Source organism: Helicobacter valdiviensis (assembly GCF_003245365.1).
Taxonomy (GTDB): domain Bacteria; phylum Campylobacterota; class Campylobacteria; order Campylobacterales; family Helicobacteraceae; genus Helicobacter_D; species Helicobacter_D valdiviensis.
In genome coordinates this window covers 74,224-91,561 of record NZ_NBIU01000005.1, presented here as the reverse complement: position 1 = coordinate 91,561, position 17,338 = coordinate 74,224, and the positions used below count along the sequence as shown (strand labels likewise).

The window sequence follows — 17,338 nt, the reverse complement described above, 5'->3', positions numbered from 1 at the left end:
TATACTAACTATACACATTCAACTCTCATTAATTATTTCTTTACAAATAAAAATTCATTACAACCAAGACCAACTTGCTTTAAATATACAAAAAGCTTATAAAAATATCCTTTTGGATATATTGGATTATAATACATTGTTTTATTGTTTTTTATGCAACAAAATCCACTCTTTTCCCAAAAATTTATCACATCATCATTAAATATAGGCTCATAGGGCATTCCTCCAAGCCAATCAATAACATCTGTAATCTTATACATACCCCTCCCTTTATCATACATATTCAATCCACGCCCTTTTCTAATATCTTCAAATGTTAAAAACACTGTATATAAAAACACCAAAATAATTTTCATAAAAATATTTGTTTTATTATAATATTTTTTCTTTTTAAGCCACCAAGAGCTAGCTTCAGTCTTATTGTAAAGAGCTATATAAGCATATTTTGTCCCCCCCCCCCGCACAGATTTTAAAATATCCATTGCATTCTGCATTGCCAATTGTAAGTTACCAGTATGATGTAATACTCCCCAGCTATATAAAATTATATTTTCATTTTCCAATTGTTTTTTTAGTCTATCAACTAAGCTAGTATCCAAAATACTCCCTAAGAAAATTTCCCAATTTTCTAAATTTTTGGGCTTAAATTTCTCTTTTGCCATCTGTGTTGCTTCTACTGAGTTACTATCTACATCTATACTTATCACTCTCTTGCAACCCAAATTCAATGCCGCAATAGAAAAGATTCCACTTCCACAACCAATATCCAAAAACACCTTATTGCTAAAATCCAAATCATCACCAAAGAAATTTTTCAAAGAATCTTGTGCATTTTGCATTATCTCATCATTTGCTACATATTCTATAAATCTTTTCCAATTCCTTCCAAAACTAAATGAACCCATAAAAACTCCCTATCAAAAACAAAAGTATATTATTTTTCATCTTTTAGTATCAGCGTAGTGGCTTTTATTCCTTGTTCTTCTAGTTTAGCAAAAAGATTATAAACAATCTTTGGATGACCACTCGTAATAAATACACAATCAATTTTATCTTTGTCTTTTATAATATCTTCATACCTCTTATATCCACTTTTAAAGTCATCTGCTACATATAAAATATTTTTACCTCTTTTTTTGAGATATTTTTCAATCTGTTCCCTCCAAGAATTCTCTGGATACAAAACAATATTGTCTGCCTTTTCAATTAATAAATCCCTAGTATCCACTGTTGGCAGTTTCTCATTAAAAGCCTTATAAAGCTCCAAAAATTTATCCCCAAATGCATTTTTATAAATTTCTGCAAATTGTCTTAAAATTCGCATAAACTCAGCATGCTGATAAAAATTCTTTAATACAAGAGCTAATGCTTCACCTCCCCACTCAAAAAAAGCATTTAAAAAAATAGGATAACTTGGAGAATAATGCATTTTTAATAAATCGTAAAATACTTCTTGTTTATCTGCTTGATAAGCTGTCATACCTACCGATACTATCCAAGCGTAAAAATCCAAATATTTTCTTCTAGCACTAGGAGCTATACCAAAAACATGAACAGCATTTGAAACAAATGCAATTTTAGCTTGAGAATAAATATTTAAATATGCCCCTTCGCCCTCAAAAACAACATCACTAGCCCCTTGCTTTGCAGAATCAAAAAAACCTGTCTGAACTATTAAATCTCGCTTAAATATATTTCTAATAGTTTTTCTTAGCTCATTCTTTTGTTCCATACTTAACATATCATATGTAAAGCATAAAGGAAGTTGTGGCTTATTATCATCTACAAGAGCAATATTGCCATAATCATAGCCTTGTTCAACTGCTACTAAATTCACATCATCAAATCTCTTAATACTATCAAAAACTTTTGCAAGATGATCTGTAGTATAAAAATATTCATCATCAGCAACAACAATAATCCATTCCTTATTCTCTAAAAAGCCAAGCTCTATAGCTCTCATTAAAACTTTATCAGAATGCCCATTATTAACTTCAAATCTATAATATTTAAATCTATAATCTGTTAAGAACTGATTGGCTATTTCTTTTGTATTGTCATTAGAACAGTCATCTAATATCAAAACTTGATAGTCGCAAAATGTTTGGCTTTGTATTTTACTCAAACATCGCTTCAATAAATTTGCCCTATTGTATGTTGGTATTACTATTAAGAACATTTTACTCCTTTTGTATATCATTTTTCAAACTTGCTAGAATATCAAATCTATCCATATTAGAACAACCAATATATAAATCATCTATTTCATCTAAACCACAAGACATTTTATAAAAATTTATTGGCCTGTTTTTATATTTTTCATATTCTTTATGTGTATCTTTAATAAGACACAAACTAGGCACGATAGCTCTTCTACAATCCAGAGAAATAAAATTTAAATTTTTAAACTTTTCCTGAAATTTTTCTCTCAAATTAGGTTTATCATCTATAAATACAATATTTTTTATCCCTAAAATCTCTAACTCTTTTGTATTTATTATTTTTCTACCACAAACTTCACCATTTTTAAAATCATCAAGCAAATAAATATCACTAAATCTTTCCACAAAGCTAGAATCTTCTAGCAAGAATCTAGCACTTTCACATGCTGGAGCAAGGGCTATTGCTTGATTCTTATAACAATCTAACTTATCTAAATTAGTATAAAAAATATTATTAAAACTATAATAAAAATATACAGCAAACCCAAGTTCATATATCATATCAAATAAACTTTCAGGAGTATTATTAGAAGCAAGTCCAAGGCAGTTTGCATATAAAATTCCATCATCTTTTAAAATCTCTTTTGACAAAAGTAAATAATCATGCAAACAATCACTTGAGAATTCCTGCAAATTAGCATTTGAAAGAACTATATCAAAATGATTTTTCTTGCTCAATAGATGACTAACTTTCCACCAAGGATATGCATTTGCTTTGATATTCTGTCTAGTTTCTACAAATTCTCTTTTTTGTCGTGCCAATATAGCTTTGCTTTTAGTTTCCGGATCATAAAAGTTATCTTCTATAAATTCCAATGCAAAATTTTTAAACTCTCCGCCAAAACAATACATATTAACTAAGTTTTGTAACATATAAAAACTCTCACAAGCATCTGTATAGCTATAATCTTTTAAAAATTTATATTGAGATAAAAAATAGCTCATACCACTACTACCAGGACCTATTTCAAATATATTTTCAAAATTTGGCTTAATAGTTTTTAATCTGTAATACACAATACATGATGCACTAAGAATTTCTAAAGGAATAAAATATCGTTTATTCTGAAAATAAACTTTCTGAAATTCTAAAGACTTTTTACAAGCAGTAACTAGGGAGTTATACATATTGCTAAATCCCCCCCCCCCCCGCAAAACATATCATTAAAATAAAATTCTTTTCTATTTTCTTGCATACTATCTTGAAGTGAAAATAACCCTTGGAGTGTGTTTATTCTAACTGGAAACCCATGCTTTTCAAAAATATCTAAGTTATACTTTCTAACAGAATTATATTCATAAGCACAGCTTTTAGCTCTTTCTTCTAAAATACGATACAAATTAATATCGAGCATTAAATTTCCTTTATTAATTCAAAAATATCATTTAAAATCTCACTCATATCACTATATCTATACCTTCCCATTCTGCCAAGCGTATAACAATCTTTTGGCATCAATTCTAAATATCTTTTATACTTTGCAACATCAGCAGTAGTTTGATAAGGATATAACTTATTATTAAAAGAAGGAGTTTCTATACCTATCATTGTATATTTTGATTCATATCCTGTCAATTTTTTGTATTCCACAATTCTTGTATAAGACTCCTCACTATCAGCATAATGAGCAAAATGATATAATTCTGGAAGAGCATATTTAACAGGCAAGATAATCTTTTGAAAATCTCTACCAATATATCTTAACTCACCATAGCAATAATCAAATACCATATCTAAAGAGCTGGTATTTATCACAACATCAGCACTTAAATATTCCCCATTTACATACACTCGTTTCTTATCTAATTCAAATTTATCCACATATGTATTAAACCTAACTTCACATCCTTCTACACATCTATCAAATAAACTATTGTATCCATCTAGCTCTCTTGGATACAAAACATCTTTCTTTCCAACAAATCTTTGCTTAGAACCAGTTTGTATAGCAGAATCAATTCCAAAAAATCCAAATACATCAATTTCTTTGTTATTTTTAATTTTCCACATTTTCTGAGAATAAAAATTAATAAATTTGTCATACAAAGTCTTTCCAATAGCATTAATCCAAAAATCTTCAAAATTACTTGCTTTAAAATTTGGATCTCGCACTGATAATTCCTTCTCTATCTTATCCTTATCTGGCATAATTGCTATATCATCAATATGTGGAGGATATGAGTAAAACTCTCTATCAGATGCGACAAAAGTCAGCATATAATGTTTCAATTCTCTCATGTTTAAAAATTGATTAAAAAAATCAATTACTGCACTATCTCCAACATTAACCAACAAATGATGAGGACCATAAGTATAAGGATGTCCATGATAGAAAAATGTCCTACAACCACCCCCTAAAACTTTGCCACCTTCCAAAATTTGAACTTGAAAATCTTTCTTTTTAAGAAAATATGCCATCACACAACCAGCAAATCCTCCACCAATTATTAATGCTTTTTTCATAAAAACTCCTTAATATTTTTTACAACTCTTTTAATATCAATCCTATCCATACAATGGATGCTTTTATCACAAATAGGATTATAGCAAGGTAAGCATTGATACTCACTTAAGTGTTCAATTTCAGGATATATCGACACTCCCCTATTATAATAAAATATCTCCTCTCCGCTAGTAGCTCCAAACAAAGCTATAACATTCTTTCTCATAGCCAATGCTAAATGAACCCCCAAGCTATCATGAGTTACTAAAATATCACATCCACTAATCCAATCCATATATTCATACAAATTATTCATCCCCTGTTGCCAAGAAAAACTAATCTTTTCTTTTTGCAAAATATCTGCTAATTCTTCCCATTTTTCCTTTTTCATAGCCTTTGTAGGCCATTTGCTACCTACTTGATAATTCAATCCTACTTGAACCTTTTCTTTTGGCACTGATTGATAACCCAAAGAATATTCTTGTTCCTTCCATTCACACCCTATCATTTCCACAATAACTTTTTGCCAAATTTTATGCTGTGCTTCACCACTAGCCTTTTGAGCAATATAATTTGTAGCATTCTTTGACTTTTCATAAGCACTATAGCTTCCATTAACAACATCAAATCTAAAGCCAACTTTTTCCCATCCTTGTATCATATCAGCTAAAGCACAAATTCCATGTATCTTTTCTAAATTTACAACCATATCAAACTGCTCACGCATTAACGCAAACGGAACAAAAGAATCCCATACTAAAATTCTATCAATATAAGGATTTTCATTAACCAATGGAAAGGCCTCTGGAGCAACAAGCCAAGTAATCTTTGAGTGAGGATATTTTTCTTTTAAAGCTTCTAACACTACTGTGCATCTTATTACATCTCCAAGACTTACAACCTGCCCCATTTCAGGATCTAGCGTCTCAGAATAGCCAAGTTTTAAAATTAATATTTTCATAAATTAATCCAAATTTTTACCGCAATTATATCAAACTTTTTTATGCCATTTTTGCAAACTTTGCACCAATACTTCAATATTATTTTTGCAATGGTGCTTTATTATAAAATTCCGCAATACTTCTTACCAATGTTTCATATTCCTGAATACTTATACCACCATCCACTCGTATTATTTGTCCATTAACAAAACTACAATTTAGTAAAAATTCTATTACCTCACATACATCCTCACTTTTTCCTATCCTACCAAGAGGCGAAAGCATTTTATATAACTCTACTAGCCCTTTTTGCTCATTATAAAATTCTTCATTTTCTGGCTTTAGCGTAAGAGAAGGTGCAACTGCATTAACTCTTATACCTTTTTTTGCAAAATTTAACGCATAATATCTTGTTATCTGCTCTAGTCCAGCTTTAGCTACATGATAGCCAAGTGGCTGATTCTTTGCTATCAAACTACCACAAATAGAACTAACAAATACTATACTAGCATTCTCATTTAAGTTAGTTTCTAAAATTTCTAAGGCGTTTTTTACCATTGTAAGCTCAACTGCAATCTCTCCGCTAAAATTGTCTATAATTCCTCCTCTATATTTTAAAAAAAACACTAAATAATCAATCTTATCATCATCTTGTGAAATCTTGTTTAATATTCTACAAAAATCATCACTACAAAAATCAGACTCTATAAAATTGACATTAAAAGAATAAGGATTTGTCCGAGAAAATAAGGTAATATCATATTTTTCTAAAGATTGCTTAGTAAATACCCCACCTATGCCCTTACTACCACCAAAAATTAGCATTTTTTTCTTATTCACCATATTCCTTTACTTGCAATTTATCCAATTCTAAACTATAAAATTTTCCACCCTTTTGCAAAAACTCTTTATGTTTATTGGTAATTGCGTCCATAAATCTCCATGCTACACTTATACATTCTTTGATATTTTCATTCTCTAAAGCCTTAGAATCTTTTACAACAATTCCTAAAGAAGGTGCATATTTTCCAATCTTAGCTAAATTATCATCTAAAAAATAATCAATAATATCTGCTAATCCCAAATGATAAACCATCATAACTCCACCAACAGAAGCTCCATATACACCAATACTTCCTTGCCTTTGTTTAATCTCTAATGCAAGTTTCCTAACCTCGTTTTTAAATCGCTCTAACCCATTTGTAAAGTTTGCAAAAATATCTTCTTTTTTGAAAAATTCCTTCTCACTTTCTATTAATTCTAAAAGTTCTTTTGATTTCTCTTTACTCATATCTTTTGAAATTTTTATTTGTATGCTTCCACCTTTGCTTTCAATCAATTTGGCATCATACAGTTTCAAGTTTTTCTTTTGTAAAAATTCCATTAATGGCAAAAGATACAAATAATTAATATGTTCTAAAAACACCATATCTAGCAAATTTTTCTCAAGCACTGACTTAGCATAAAAACTTTCAAAAATAAATTCTTCCTTTTCTCCTAAAAGTTTATTAATTTCTTCAAATAAAACTTCTAAATTTGTGCTATTTGCCACTATATGAGATGCAAAAATAAATGACTCTTCATTTTTAATAATATCATTTAGCCGTTGTGTTTTTCTAAAACACAACGGCTTAGATACATACCCTCTTAGGCTTCCTCCTTTAGTCCAAATCTCTTCTGCATCAAATAATTCTAGATTGCAAGATGCAAAGAATCTGCCCAAAGGCTTAGCTGAAAAATAACTAATATGCTCATGATAAATCGTATCAATCAAATGCTTTTTCAATACACTTTGAGCATAACTTGTCTCAAATACAAATACTCCATCATCACATAAAACTTTAGAAATACCTAAAATAACATTTTGCAACAAAGGAATGTTGGCGATTACATTGTTGGCGATTACAATGTTGGCCTTTCCATAGCTTTTCTTTATTTCTTTTGCCAAATCTTCTGTGAAAAATCCACAGATTGTATCAATTCCACGCTTTTTGGCAATTTCTACAGCACTTTTTGCAGGATCTATACCCAAAACCCTCATACCATAACTCTTAAAAGCCTCAAGCATAGCACCTTCATTGCTACCTATTTCAATAATCAAAGAATTTTCTTGCAAACCAAATCTATTGATTATTTCTTTTGCACTCTCTTTAAAATGTTTTACCAATCCAACTGAAGTGCTTGTTGTATATAAATAATCTTGTTCATAAATCTCTTTAGGCTCTACAACCTCACTTAACTGCATTTGTCCACAATTTTGACAAAGCATAACTTCTACATTATGCAATTCCATACTTGTTGCAATGTTTCTATCAAAAAAAAACCTATCACCCACTGGATTTTTAGACAAAGTAATTACTTTTTTTAATTTTTCACTTCCACACAACCTACATTGTTTGATTAGATAAATTTTATCTTGCATTTTTTTCCTTTGTGTATTTGGTTATAAAATGTTTAACAGCTATTTGATTAGTATCCTCTGGACTAAAAGGTGCATAAACTTGACTATTTTCACCCTCTCTCCTAAATGGTCCCAAAGCAATTTCTTGGAAAACAACTATATTTGTTTTAGGTATCAACAATAGATAAACATTAGGCTCTAACCTTAAAACTTTATGCTTTTTATTAATTACTAAATCAAATATCTTATTCCCATTATCCTCTATTCCAATAATTCTCATTGCTCCTTTTATAATGTGATAGGCTTTTGCGTTATAGGGATTTTTATGAGGTCTTATATAAATATTTTTTGGATGAGCTATAATCATATTGTGGAGAGTATCTTCACTATCATTATGCAAACATATTCTGCAGCTTTGCCGTCTTTTTCGAACCATCTTACACAAAAATTCTATATGTTTTTTACCAATTAACGAAAATTTCTTTTTTTTATTAAAGTAAAAAGTTAGACTTTTAGCATTATTATCCTGCTTAAACTCCTTCATCATTATTTACCCCACTCGCATAAATTTATAAAATCAATATAAGGATATTTATTTTTTAATTCTCCCACAATGCGTTTGGTTTCCAATACATTTCTAAAAGCTACTAAAATTTCCTTTTTGCTTTCTTTTGGGGAAATTATTTTTTTATCAGCAAATTTCATATTTTGTTTTGCACTATCTTCATCTGCTATAAACTCAATCTTATCTGGGAAAAGACAACTCATTAAAGCACCAATCCCATTGACTCCAAAAATCCCTACCTTCTCTTTTGGATATTTTAAGATTTTATCTGCAATCTCTAATACCCATAAAATATTATTTTTTGCCATTAATAAATCCCCCCCCCCCTACTAGATTAACAATATTTTTTTTGTTTTTTTTGGCTTTTTTTGCGATAAAAGCAAGTTCTATATTGGGAATTTTATCAAGATATTGTTCTATTATAAAACCACTTTTTACCATGAGTGTTTCAATAGCATTCTTATGATAATGTGCCATATGCTCATAAATAAAAAAATCTGTAGGTAAATTTTTAAAATCTGGTATTCTCACAACTAAATATCCATCATTATTTATTTTATCCCTCAATTTTTCTAAAATATTTTGAGGATTATGCAAATGCTCTAAAACCATATTTAAGCTAATTACATCAAATTTTACTTTAATATCTTCAATATTTGTAAATATTTGTTTTTTTAACTTTAAATCATCAAACTTATCAGAATTAATCAAAGAAACATCATATCCATACAATTCCCATTGAGGTTTTTCTTGTGATAGTAATCGCAAGAAATTCCCCCCTCCACAACCATAATCAAGCCAAGTAACTTTCTTTTTTGAAACTAAATTGCAAATTGCTTCAATAACAACCTTACCCCTTTTGACTTCTCCATCATTTAGGCTATTTTGCTCGTTAGAAAAAAAATCATAATGATTACAGTAAATATCTTGCAAAAAATCCAAATAAGATTTTGTTATATCTTTCTGCAATAAATCGCAATTTTTACATTTCATAATATTAAAAGGATAAACATTTCCAGGATATGCTGAAATGTTTCCTTTTAAATTCCCATAAAAAACCTCTAATTCACCCTCACACAATAAACAACTCATTCTCTTTCCTTAACAAAACTAATATATTGTTGCCCTCTACCCCAAGCCTTGGAAAAATTAGGCATTAAAGATATTTTATGCTCTGTAATTTTATTTGACTCTTCAAGCAAAGAAATACATTCTTGAATACTTTTTATAAAAAAATCACCCAACCCATAACAATCATTAATTATATCTTGCAATAATACAATAATTTCTTTTAGTATTTCTTGCGACAAAGAAACTCTAAACTCTTTAACTAAAATACGCAATTTAATTACATATTTTGAAATTTTTTGGTTTGTTTTACTATCCACTCTCATTTCGCAAAAACTCGTGCTAAGCAACAAATATTTTTTATCATCAAATCTCTTAATGATTTCTTGCATATATGAATACTCCATATCTTTATACCAACTTAAATTAGAAATAAAATTTGGCGACATTGAAATAACCTCAAATTCCCCCCCCCCCCCGCACGAAGAAGAAAATTTTTGAATATCCTTTGCACATTTTTTTAAGCTGTATGAGAAATAATCATTAGTTGGATTTAAAATACTATCTTTTACCCAATCTTCTATAGGTCTTGATGCAAATTTAAGAGCATCTAAATGACTCTTAAAAGCCTTAGATAATTTCTGCACTTTATCTTGAAAATCTTCAATATTTTTTACCAAACACAAACCAAGCACCACTCTTAAAAATTCAAAAAAATAAGAAAATTCACAAATAGTAGTCAGCACTAAATAAGTATCCTTTTTAGTTTGTCTAAGTAAAGCTTGTAAAATTTTTTGCCTCTCTTTTCTCTTAAATGCTGGTAAAAAACCTTCTGCTATAACATAATCATATCGTTTATTGCTAGTAAAATCTTCAATTAAACAAGGATAAATATTATATCTTCTCTTATCAATCTTAAACTTATCAAATAGTCCAACCATATCCTCTCTACCTTTAGAATTTGGCTCCACTATATCTAAATTAGCTCCCATTAACAAAAATACCAAGGAATTATAGCCACTTCCAGCACCCACCTCCAAAATTGTAGAGTTTTTAAAAGAATTTGGATTAATACCTAGCATTTTATAAAGATGCTTTCTGCGTCTTAAATGCAAATTAATATCGCTAATATCTTGAGTTACTGGAGAAATTTTATTCTCTTCATAATATCTCACAAATTCATTCATTATATCTCCTTATACAAACCCTAAATGATTTTTATCTACACTTAAATACTCTAAAATCATTTTATTTTTTTCATGTGCTACACAATGATGATTACAAACACATGTAGGATCCACCTTAAAGAAAGATTCTTTATTTTCAAACCACCACTTTTTAAAAGATATATCCTTTATGCTTCCAAGCAATGCTTCATCCAAATTATAAGCCTTATCTTGACAAGGATAAATGTTTAAATCAGCACCAATAACCATTAATACTTGAGAATATGGACACCAATTGTAATCCTTCTCAAAACTATCTAATTGGTAATGATAAGAATCATAAATCTCTAAATTCTTCCCAAAAGATTCTTGTGCTTTTTGTATCTGTTCTTTTGCTCCATCATAAAACTCTTGATGATATTTATTTGTAGTTTCACCATCATTACTAGTAATAGTAGGTGATATTTTCATAGAATCAACACCAATATCACTTAAAATCTTTGCCATATTATATATTTCTTGATAATTTTCCTTGCCAACTATATAACTAACCCCTAAATAGCAACTACCACCTAGCTTTTTAAAATTCTCCATATTTTTAATTATCTTATCAAACTCTGATTTACCAACACCGCGAAACTTCTGATAGCTTTCATTACTAAAACCATCCATGCTTACTCTAACCCAAGTTCCCTTATGTGCAAAAATCTCAGCAATCTCACCATTTAGCTTTGCTCCATTTGTAAGTGTGGCAAACGAAATATTGCTCTTAGATAGCCTATTTAATGTGCTTTTCATATGCTTATACACAAGAGGTTCTCCACCGCCGCTAAAAGTGATTGCCTTAACCCCCATACTCTCGCAATCATCAATAATCTCTAACATCTTGTCTTCTGGTATATAATCTCTCTCAACCATATCTTTACCAAGCTGTAAATTAGATACCTTGTAAGCACAATACCAACAATCGTGATTACATACATTTGTAGGCTTTATTCTTATGTGAATTGGAGGTGTTATTGCCTTATCTTTTGGCAAAGAATCTATTTTGTCTTTGTAATGAAAAACTTTATATTTTGTATATAGTAATCCCATTTTACTCCTTATTTACAACCAAGCTATACAATTTTTACATACATCTACACCCATTCTTCCTTTTTGCAAGTGTAACTGCTTAATATTTTCCCTAATAGCATTATTGTTCCAATTTTCTTTAATGGTAGTTTTATGCAAATCTCCTAATTTAAATGTACGACATTGATCAACACAACACAAAGCAATACTACCATCTGTTTTGATAGTTATTGTATTCCACAACACATAACAAGGCAATTTCGCACATTCTAAAGATATCTCAGAGCTTCTATTATTTCCAACACTAATGGAATTATTTAAACCATCTATGCGAATACTATCACCTTTTTTTAAATCTAATATCTTACTCCAAAAATTACAAATATATTGCATATCTTTCTCATATGCTTTATGTTTAATGACGCTAATTCTCACAGAAGTTTCATAATTATATTTATCTCTTATTTGAATAAATTTTAATACATTACCTAAAACTTCAGTAAATTTTAAACCTTTTCTGATTTTTTCATATAAACCTTTATCCAACCCATCAACTGAAAAATTAATATGATCAATTTTTGAATCTAAAATTTCTTTAGCCCTCTTTTCATTCATTAAAGATGCATTTGAGGAAAAATTTACTTTAATGGTATTTTCTTTAAAATAAGCTATTCTTGAAGCTATTTTTTTATCCATCAATGGCTCATTACCAACATATAAACTCACCTTATTAACACTTTCTTTATTTTCTATAATCTCATCAGCAATTTTATAAAATAGTGCATCTTCCATATAATTACTATTCATTTTTTTGCTCCACTCATCAATTCCACACATCACACATCTAGCCGTACATCCATTAACAGTCTCTAACTGAATAAAGCTTGGAAATCCCCCCCCCCCCGCTATACTATTACTGGCTCTCAACTTATCAATAATATAACCTTCATTATTGCCACTCATTATCTCTCCTTTTTAATAATGCAAATCCCAGCTCCAAGAGGCAACAACAAAGGATTAGCACCTTCTTTATTTATAATGGCCTCCAGAAATCTCTTAACCCCCTGCCCCTTTTGCGTATGAGGTTCATCATTTAGTATATCACCCACAAAAAAGCCATCATCTATCATCATTATTCCGCCCACACATAATATAGAAAAAAGCATATTAAAATAATCTTCATAATGTTCTTTATTTCCATCCAAAAATATAAAATCATAACCCCCCCCCCCCCGCAGAGAGCAATTTTGGAATAATACTATAGGCATCACCTTCTAAAAGCGTAATGTTTTCAATATTATTATCTTTGAAATTTTCTCTAGCAATACTAGCAAATTCTGAAAATTTTTCAATAGTAGTCACATGACCATCTTTTCCAACACTGCGAGCAAAATTAATAGTTGATACACCAACAAATGTTCCTATTTCTAGAATTTTTTTTGCATTTATTTGAGATATCAACATACTTTGCAATTTTCTAACAATTGGATCGGTTCCCATATATTGTTGTGCTGGAAATGATTTTGGAAATTTATAATATATATCTTCATCTTGTATTTTAGAATATCTCAAACAAGCATTAAAAATTCTTTCTCCAATCTCACATTCATTACCTCTATAATATTCTAATAATGGCTTTTGATTTGGCATCATCCTATCACTCATTTTATACTTCATATCTAACTCCTCTATTCAAAATAAATAAATTCATAATCACCTTTATATCCAAACTCTCTCATAAGCCATATCCACTCACTAGGCGAGAAGAAGCTATCACAAGTTAATGCCCAACATTGAAGATTAAAAAGTTCCTTATTGTTCCTGTAGGATTCAACCATTAAATAAGAATCATTAGCAACTCTCTCCATTTCTCTAAAAGCATTTTTTAGATGATATACGGATAGATTATGCAAAGTCCCTAAGCTAAACACCAAATCAAACTCTTTATTACCAAATGGCAATGGATCTTTAGCATTGAAATTAAAAAGGCAATCTTTTATTTCTTCTTTTGCATTTTGCAAAGCATATTCTGAAATATCAAAACCAACAACCTTACAATTTGGCAATATTTTTTTTATCTCATAGAGCAAAAATGCCTTGCCACAACCAATATCCAAAATCTTACTATTATTGTCTAACTTATAAATATCTATTAGCACTCTAGCTACTTCCTCCCATCTACCATCATACTTATATCCACCATAACCATATCTTCTATCTCCATCCCAAAAAGATTCATCATATCTCTTTGCTATCTCCATACATTCTATCTTGCTATCCATCATTCTTGCAATATAATCTCTAGAGGTTTTTTTGTGCAATTTCGTAAAAATATCTAGTAATCTTCCCATTTACAACCTTTCTTTTATCGATTTTACTATTCCATTAGAATCTATACCAAAATACTCTCTTCCATACTCACAATTACCTATTAAATGAACATATTTATTAGGCACTGCTAGAATTTCAATTTTTGCATTTGTATAATTCTTCAAAAATGTCCCTAAACCACCATAGCCAAAATGCTCTTCTACCACAAAAATATGTCTATAAGATTCCAAACTAAAATCAAAGCTATTAATGAAAGGTTTGGTAGCTACATCACAACCCAAAATCTCTCCTGCCTTTAGTGCTTCTTGCACTATGGAACTATGAGAAAGTATTAAAATATCGCTATTATTTTTCAATAAAAACTGCATTTTAGAAACATCTACAATCTCGCTTTTATGCAAATTTGGCTCACCTGCTTTTGGAATTCTTATATAGCTTGGCTTATTACTCTTATAAGCATACTTAAAACAAGCTTTAGCTTCAAGTGGATCACTTGGAGAAAACACATCTAGATTTGGCATACTAAGGGCTAAGCCTATATCTTCTAAAGCATAATGCGTCATACCACTTGGCATATAAGTAAGCCCGCTCCCAGTTCCTACTAAAATTACTGGTAATTCTTGATAGCAAATATCAATCCTTATCTGCTCATAAGGACGCATAATCACAAAAGGTGCTATATTATAATAAACCACTTTCTTGCCACACACAGCCAACCCAGCTGCCATGCTTACACACAAAGATTCATTAATTCCTGGATTTATATATTGATCTTTATACTCTTCTTTGAAGCTATCCCATACACCAAGCCCAGCATCACCGCTAATTAAAAAAACATTGGAATCTTTTTGTGCCACTTCAATAATGCATGAAGCAATTGTATTTCTCATTGTAACTCCTCTAATGCTTTTTTATAGATTTCATCAGTTACCAAATAATAATGCCACTCTAGCTTATCTTCCATAAAGCTAACGCCTTTACCTTTAATAGTATCACATATCACACATAAAGGCTTGTCTTTTTTAGAATTTATAGCCTTAATTATAGAATCTTCACAATGACCATTTACACGCATACAATCCCAGCCAAAGGCTATAAATTTATCCTCTAATGGCTCATAAGCAATAAGCTCACTAGCCCTACCATACCCTTGCAGATCATTTCTATCAATTAGGGCTACTATATTATTTAAGCCTAGTTTTGAGCCAAGCATAAGAGCCTCCCAAATACTACCTTCTTGTATCTCACCATCTCCCATTAGCACATAAATATTTCTATCTTGCTTATCTTTTTTAAAAGCCATTGCCATACCTATAGCCATAGGTAGTGCATGACCCAAACTACCAGCAGAGATTTCTACATATTTATGTGTGCTTCTATCTGTGTGTGCAGGCAATGTGCCACCATTTTGATAATAAGAAAACAACATCTCTTCGCACATCAATCCTTTATGAAAAAGTGTAGAGTATAAGCTCATAGCAGAATGTGCTTTTGAAAGAAGAAATATATCTCTATCTTCATAAGGTTCTAACCTTAAAACTTTAAAATACAATGCACTAAAAATATCCACACAACCCAAAGCAGAACCAATATGTGGCCCTTTTGCTTTGTTAGCCAACTTTAGTAGTGTTTTTCTTATTTCTTTTGCTATCTCTGTCATATATTACCTTTTTATATTTTTGAAACAAATACATAATGCAAAAAGATAATGCCATGCTTTTGAGTTTTTTGAAACATAAGCTTGACTTTCCATTAAAAGGATACCCAATATTAAATTGTTACCTGCGTTAGAAACTCTAAAGGATTTTACAATATTCTTCACAAACATACCTCCATTACTCTTCATTATTTAATCAATTTACCCTAATAAGCCAATAATCTAGCTTAAATCATCTAAATAGTCTCCAAAACTCATATAATCCAATTTGCTTTAGCCATCTTTCGTACTTCCCTACGAGCTGATTAAAATATTTACCTTTGATTTCTTTAACCATAAATCCTCTTATATAAAATTTACATGTTTTACTTTTGCATTTAAAATCTCATCTAAAAACTCATTAATAGCATTAGGGCGACAGTTAGCAGGACATTTATTACAATCTAATCTATTCTCTAAAAAATACTTTATTTTTTTGCGTTTCTCCCCATTCCATATCTCATAAAATGTATTTTTATAAATATTTCCATAGACAAACTCTTCTTTGTCCCAATAAGGCAAACAAGAAGCTAAATCTCCCGCAGAATTTAGTGTAGTAATAAAATTACAACCATAACAATGTGCATAGTGCCTTTCTTTTTCTTTATTTAAAAAGGCATTTTCTCTAAAAATAACCTTAAAATTGGAATCCTCATAGCTTTTAGCTTCATTTATCAAATCCCTTATTTCATCAAGAGCAATAAAACCGTTGTTTTTATTGTATTTTTGACCTTCATTTTGAAAAACAAATGGCTTGATAGAAATAAAATCAACACCAGCATTTTTCAAATTAGAAATAGCAGAAATTAGAGAATGTTTATTTTCAGGCAAAAGAACAAACTGGGAACCCAAATCAACTTGCAACCTTTCTTTAATTCTAAAAGATGTAGCATATTCTATATTTTTTAGCACTTTAGTCATTAAAATATTTATTTGCTCCATAGAAACATTGTTTTTACTGGGCTTATGAATCTTGGCATAAGTTTGTGCATCCCCACCATTAAAACTAAAACGCAAAAATGTTAAATTAGGCAATAATTTCTGTGCTAATTTCTCACTCAATAATTCTCCATTGCTAAACATTCCACAATCAATTCCTACTTCTTTGCTCTTTTTTACAAACTCTGCAATATTTTTATGTATTAATGGCTCTCCCTCTCCTGCATAGAGAATACTTTTAAGCCCCAAAGACGAAACCTCATCTAAAAAACTCAAAAATCTATCTCTATCAAGATGCCTATTTGGATAATCAATATAATCATAAGCACAGAAAATACATCTATGATTACACAAACCAACAGGGGAAACTTCCATATATATAGGATAGCAATCTCCTGTTTTAGCAAACTCTGCAACTCTTTCAAAATGATAATGTAACTTATGTGAATCTAATACAAAATTTTTTACCATACAAACCCTACAATTGTTTT

General features: G+C 30.0%; 20 protein-coding genes. All 20 read right to left on the bottom strand.

The window, feature by feature from the left end; translation table 11 throughout:
* Window positions 1-32 precede the first annotated feature (32 nt).
* Complete coding sequence (locus B6S12_RS03160) at window positions 33-905, bottom strand: class I SAM-dependent methyltransferase (protein WP_111229365.1); 873 nt, start codon at window positions 903-905, stop codon at window positions 33-35.
* 29 nt (window positions 906-934) lie between these two features.
* Complete coding sequence (locus B6S12_RS03155) at window positions 935-2,179, bottom strand: glycosyltransferase family 2 protein (protein WP_181450935.1); 1,245 nt, start codon at window positions 2,177-2,179, stop codon at window positions 935-937.
* 1 nt (window position 2,180) lies between these two features.
* Window positions 2,181-3,350, bottom strand: coding sequence for a hypothetical protein (locus B6S12_RS03150; RefSeq protein ID WP_111229363.1), 1,170 nt, complete (start codon window positions 3,348-3,350; stop codon window positions 2,181-2,183).
* Window positions 3,335-3,577, bottom strand: coding sequence for a hypothetical protein (locus tag B6S12_RS03145; RefSeq protein ID WP_111229362.1), 243 nt, complete (start codon window positions 3,575-3,577; stop codon window positions 3,335-3,337). Before B6S12_RS03145 ends, B6S12_RS03150 begins: the two co-directional genes overlap by 16 nt.
* On the bottom strand, window positions 3,577-4,686 hold the full coding sequence (locus tag B6S12_RS03140; protein WP_111229361.1) for a UDP-galactopyranose mutase: 1,110 nt from the start codon (window positions 4,684-4,686) through the stop codon (window positions 3,577-3,579). The genes B6S12_RS03145 and B6S12_RS03140 overlap by 1 nt, the downstream gene beginning before the upstream one ends.
* A complete protein-coding gene (locus B6S12_RS03135) occupies window positions 4,683-5,627 on the bottom strand; it encodes a glycosyltransferase family 9 protein (protein ID WP_111229360.1) in 945 nt (314 codons plus the stop codon). Before B6S12_RS03135 ends, B6S12_RS03140 begins: the two co-directional genes overlap by 4 nt.
* 79 nt (window positions 5,628-5,706) lie before the next feature.
* Window positions 5,707-6,447 (bottom strand): SDR family oxidoreductase, encoded by a 741-nt coding sequence (locus B6S12_RS03130; RefSeq protein ID WP_111229359.1) that lies wholly within the window; start codon window positions 6,445-6,447, stop codon window positions 5,707-5,709.
* Entirely contained in the window at window positions 6,440-8,029 is a 1,590-nt protein-coding gene (locus tag B6S12_RS03125) for a class I SAM-dependent methyltransferase (RefSeq protein WP_111229358.1), read from the bottom strand. The genes B6S12_RS03130 and B6S12_RS03125 overlap by 8 nt, the downstream gene beginning before the upstream one ends.
* Window positions 8,019-8,552 carry a WbuC family cupin fold metalloprotein gene (locus B6S12_RS03120; RefSeq protein ID WP_281267877.1) on the bottom strand — a complete coding sequence of 178 codons (534 nt, stop codon included), beginning with the start codon at window positions 8,550-8,552 and terminating at the stop codon, window positions 8,019-8,021. Before B6S12_RS03120 ends, B6S12_RS03125 begins: the two co-directional genes overlap by 11 nt.
* A gap of 2 nt (window positions 8,553-8,554) precedes the next feature.
* Window positions 8,555-8,881 (bottom strand): hypothetical protein, encoded by a 327-nt coding sequence (locus tag B6S12_RS03115; protein ID WP_111229356.1) that lies wholly within the window; start codon window positions 8,879-8,881, stop codon window positions 8,555-8,557.
* Entirely contained in the window at window positions 8,868-9,665 is a 798-nt protein-coding gene (locus B6S12_RS03110; RefSeq protein ID WP_111229355.1) for a class I SAM-dependent methyltransferase, read from the bottom strand. The genes B6S12_RS03115 and B6S12_RS03110 overlap by 14 nt, the downstream gene beginning before the upstream one ends.
* Entirely contained in the window at window positions 9,662-10,828 is a 1,167-nt protein-coding gene (locus tag B6S12_RS03105; protein ID WP_111229354.1) for a class I SAM-dependent methyltransferase, read from the bottom strand. Before B6S12_RS03105 ends, B6S12_RS03110 begins: the two co-directional genes overlap by 4 nt.
* Before the next feature lie 9 nt (window positions 10,829-10,837).
* The gene (locus B6S12_RS03100; RefSeq protein ID WP_111229353.1) at window positions 10,838-11,902 is read right to left on the bottom strand and encodes a radical SAM protein; all 1,065 of its coding nucleotides are present in this window, start codon (window positions 11,900-11,902) and stop codon (window positions 10,838-10,840) included.
* A gap of 12 nt (window positions 11,903-11,914) precedes the next feature.
* Window positions 11,915-12,844, bottom strand: a complete 930-nt coding sequence (locus tag B6S12_RS03095; protein ID WP_111229352.1) for a radical SAM/SPASM domain-containing protein — start codon at window positions 12,842-12,844, stop codon at window positions 11,915-11,917.
* Complete coding sequence (locus B6S12_RS11435) at window positions 12,844-13,149, bottom strand: O-methyltransferase (RefSeq protein ID WP_245892497.1); 306 nt, start codon at window positions 13,147-13,149, stop codon at window positions 12,844-12,846. The genes B6S12_RS03095 and B6S12_RS11435 overlap by 1 nt, the downstream gene beginning before the upstream one ends.
* Window positions 13,097-13,558 carry an O-methyltransferase gene (locus B6S12_RS11430; protein ID WP_245892496.1) on the bottom strand — a complete coding sequence of 154 codons (462 nt, stop codon included), beginning with the start codon at window positions 13,556-13,558 and terminating at the stop codon, window positions 13,097-13,099. The genes B6S12_RS11435 and B6S12_RS11430 overlap by 53 nt, the downstream gene beginning before the upstream one ends.
* Window positions 13,559-13,569: 11 nt before the next feature.
* Window positions 13,570-14,232: a class I SAM-dependent methyltransferase gene (locus tag B6S12_RS03085; RefSeq protein WP_111229351.1), complete on the bottom strand. Its 663-nt coding sequence runs from the start codon at window positions 14,230-14,232 to the stop codon at window positions 13,570-13,572.
* Window positions 14,233-15,102, bottom strand: coding sequence for a transketolase family protein (locus B6S12_RS03080; RefSeq protein WP_111229350.1), 870 nt, complete (start codon window positions 15,100-15,102; stop codon window positions 14,233-14,235). It lies immediately after the preceding gene.
* A complete protein-coding gene (locus tag B6S12_RS03075; RefSeq protein ID WP_111229349.1) occupies window positions 15,099-15,872 on the bottom strand; it encodes a transketolase in 774 nt (257 codons plus the stop codon). Before B6S12_RS03075 ends, B6S12_RS03080 begins: the two co-directional genes overlap by 4 nt.
* A gap of 342 nt (window positions 15,873-16,214) precedes the next feature.
* Complete coding sequence (locus B6S12_RS03070) at window positions 16,215-17,318, bottom strand: radical SAM protein (RefSeq protein ID WP_181450933.1); 1,104 nt, start codon at window positions 17,316-17,318, stop codon at window positions 16,215-16,217.
* Window positions 17,319-17,338 lie beyond the last annotated feature (20 nt).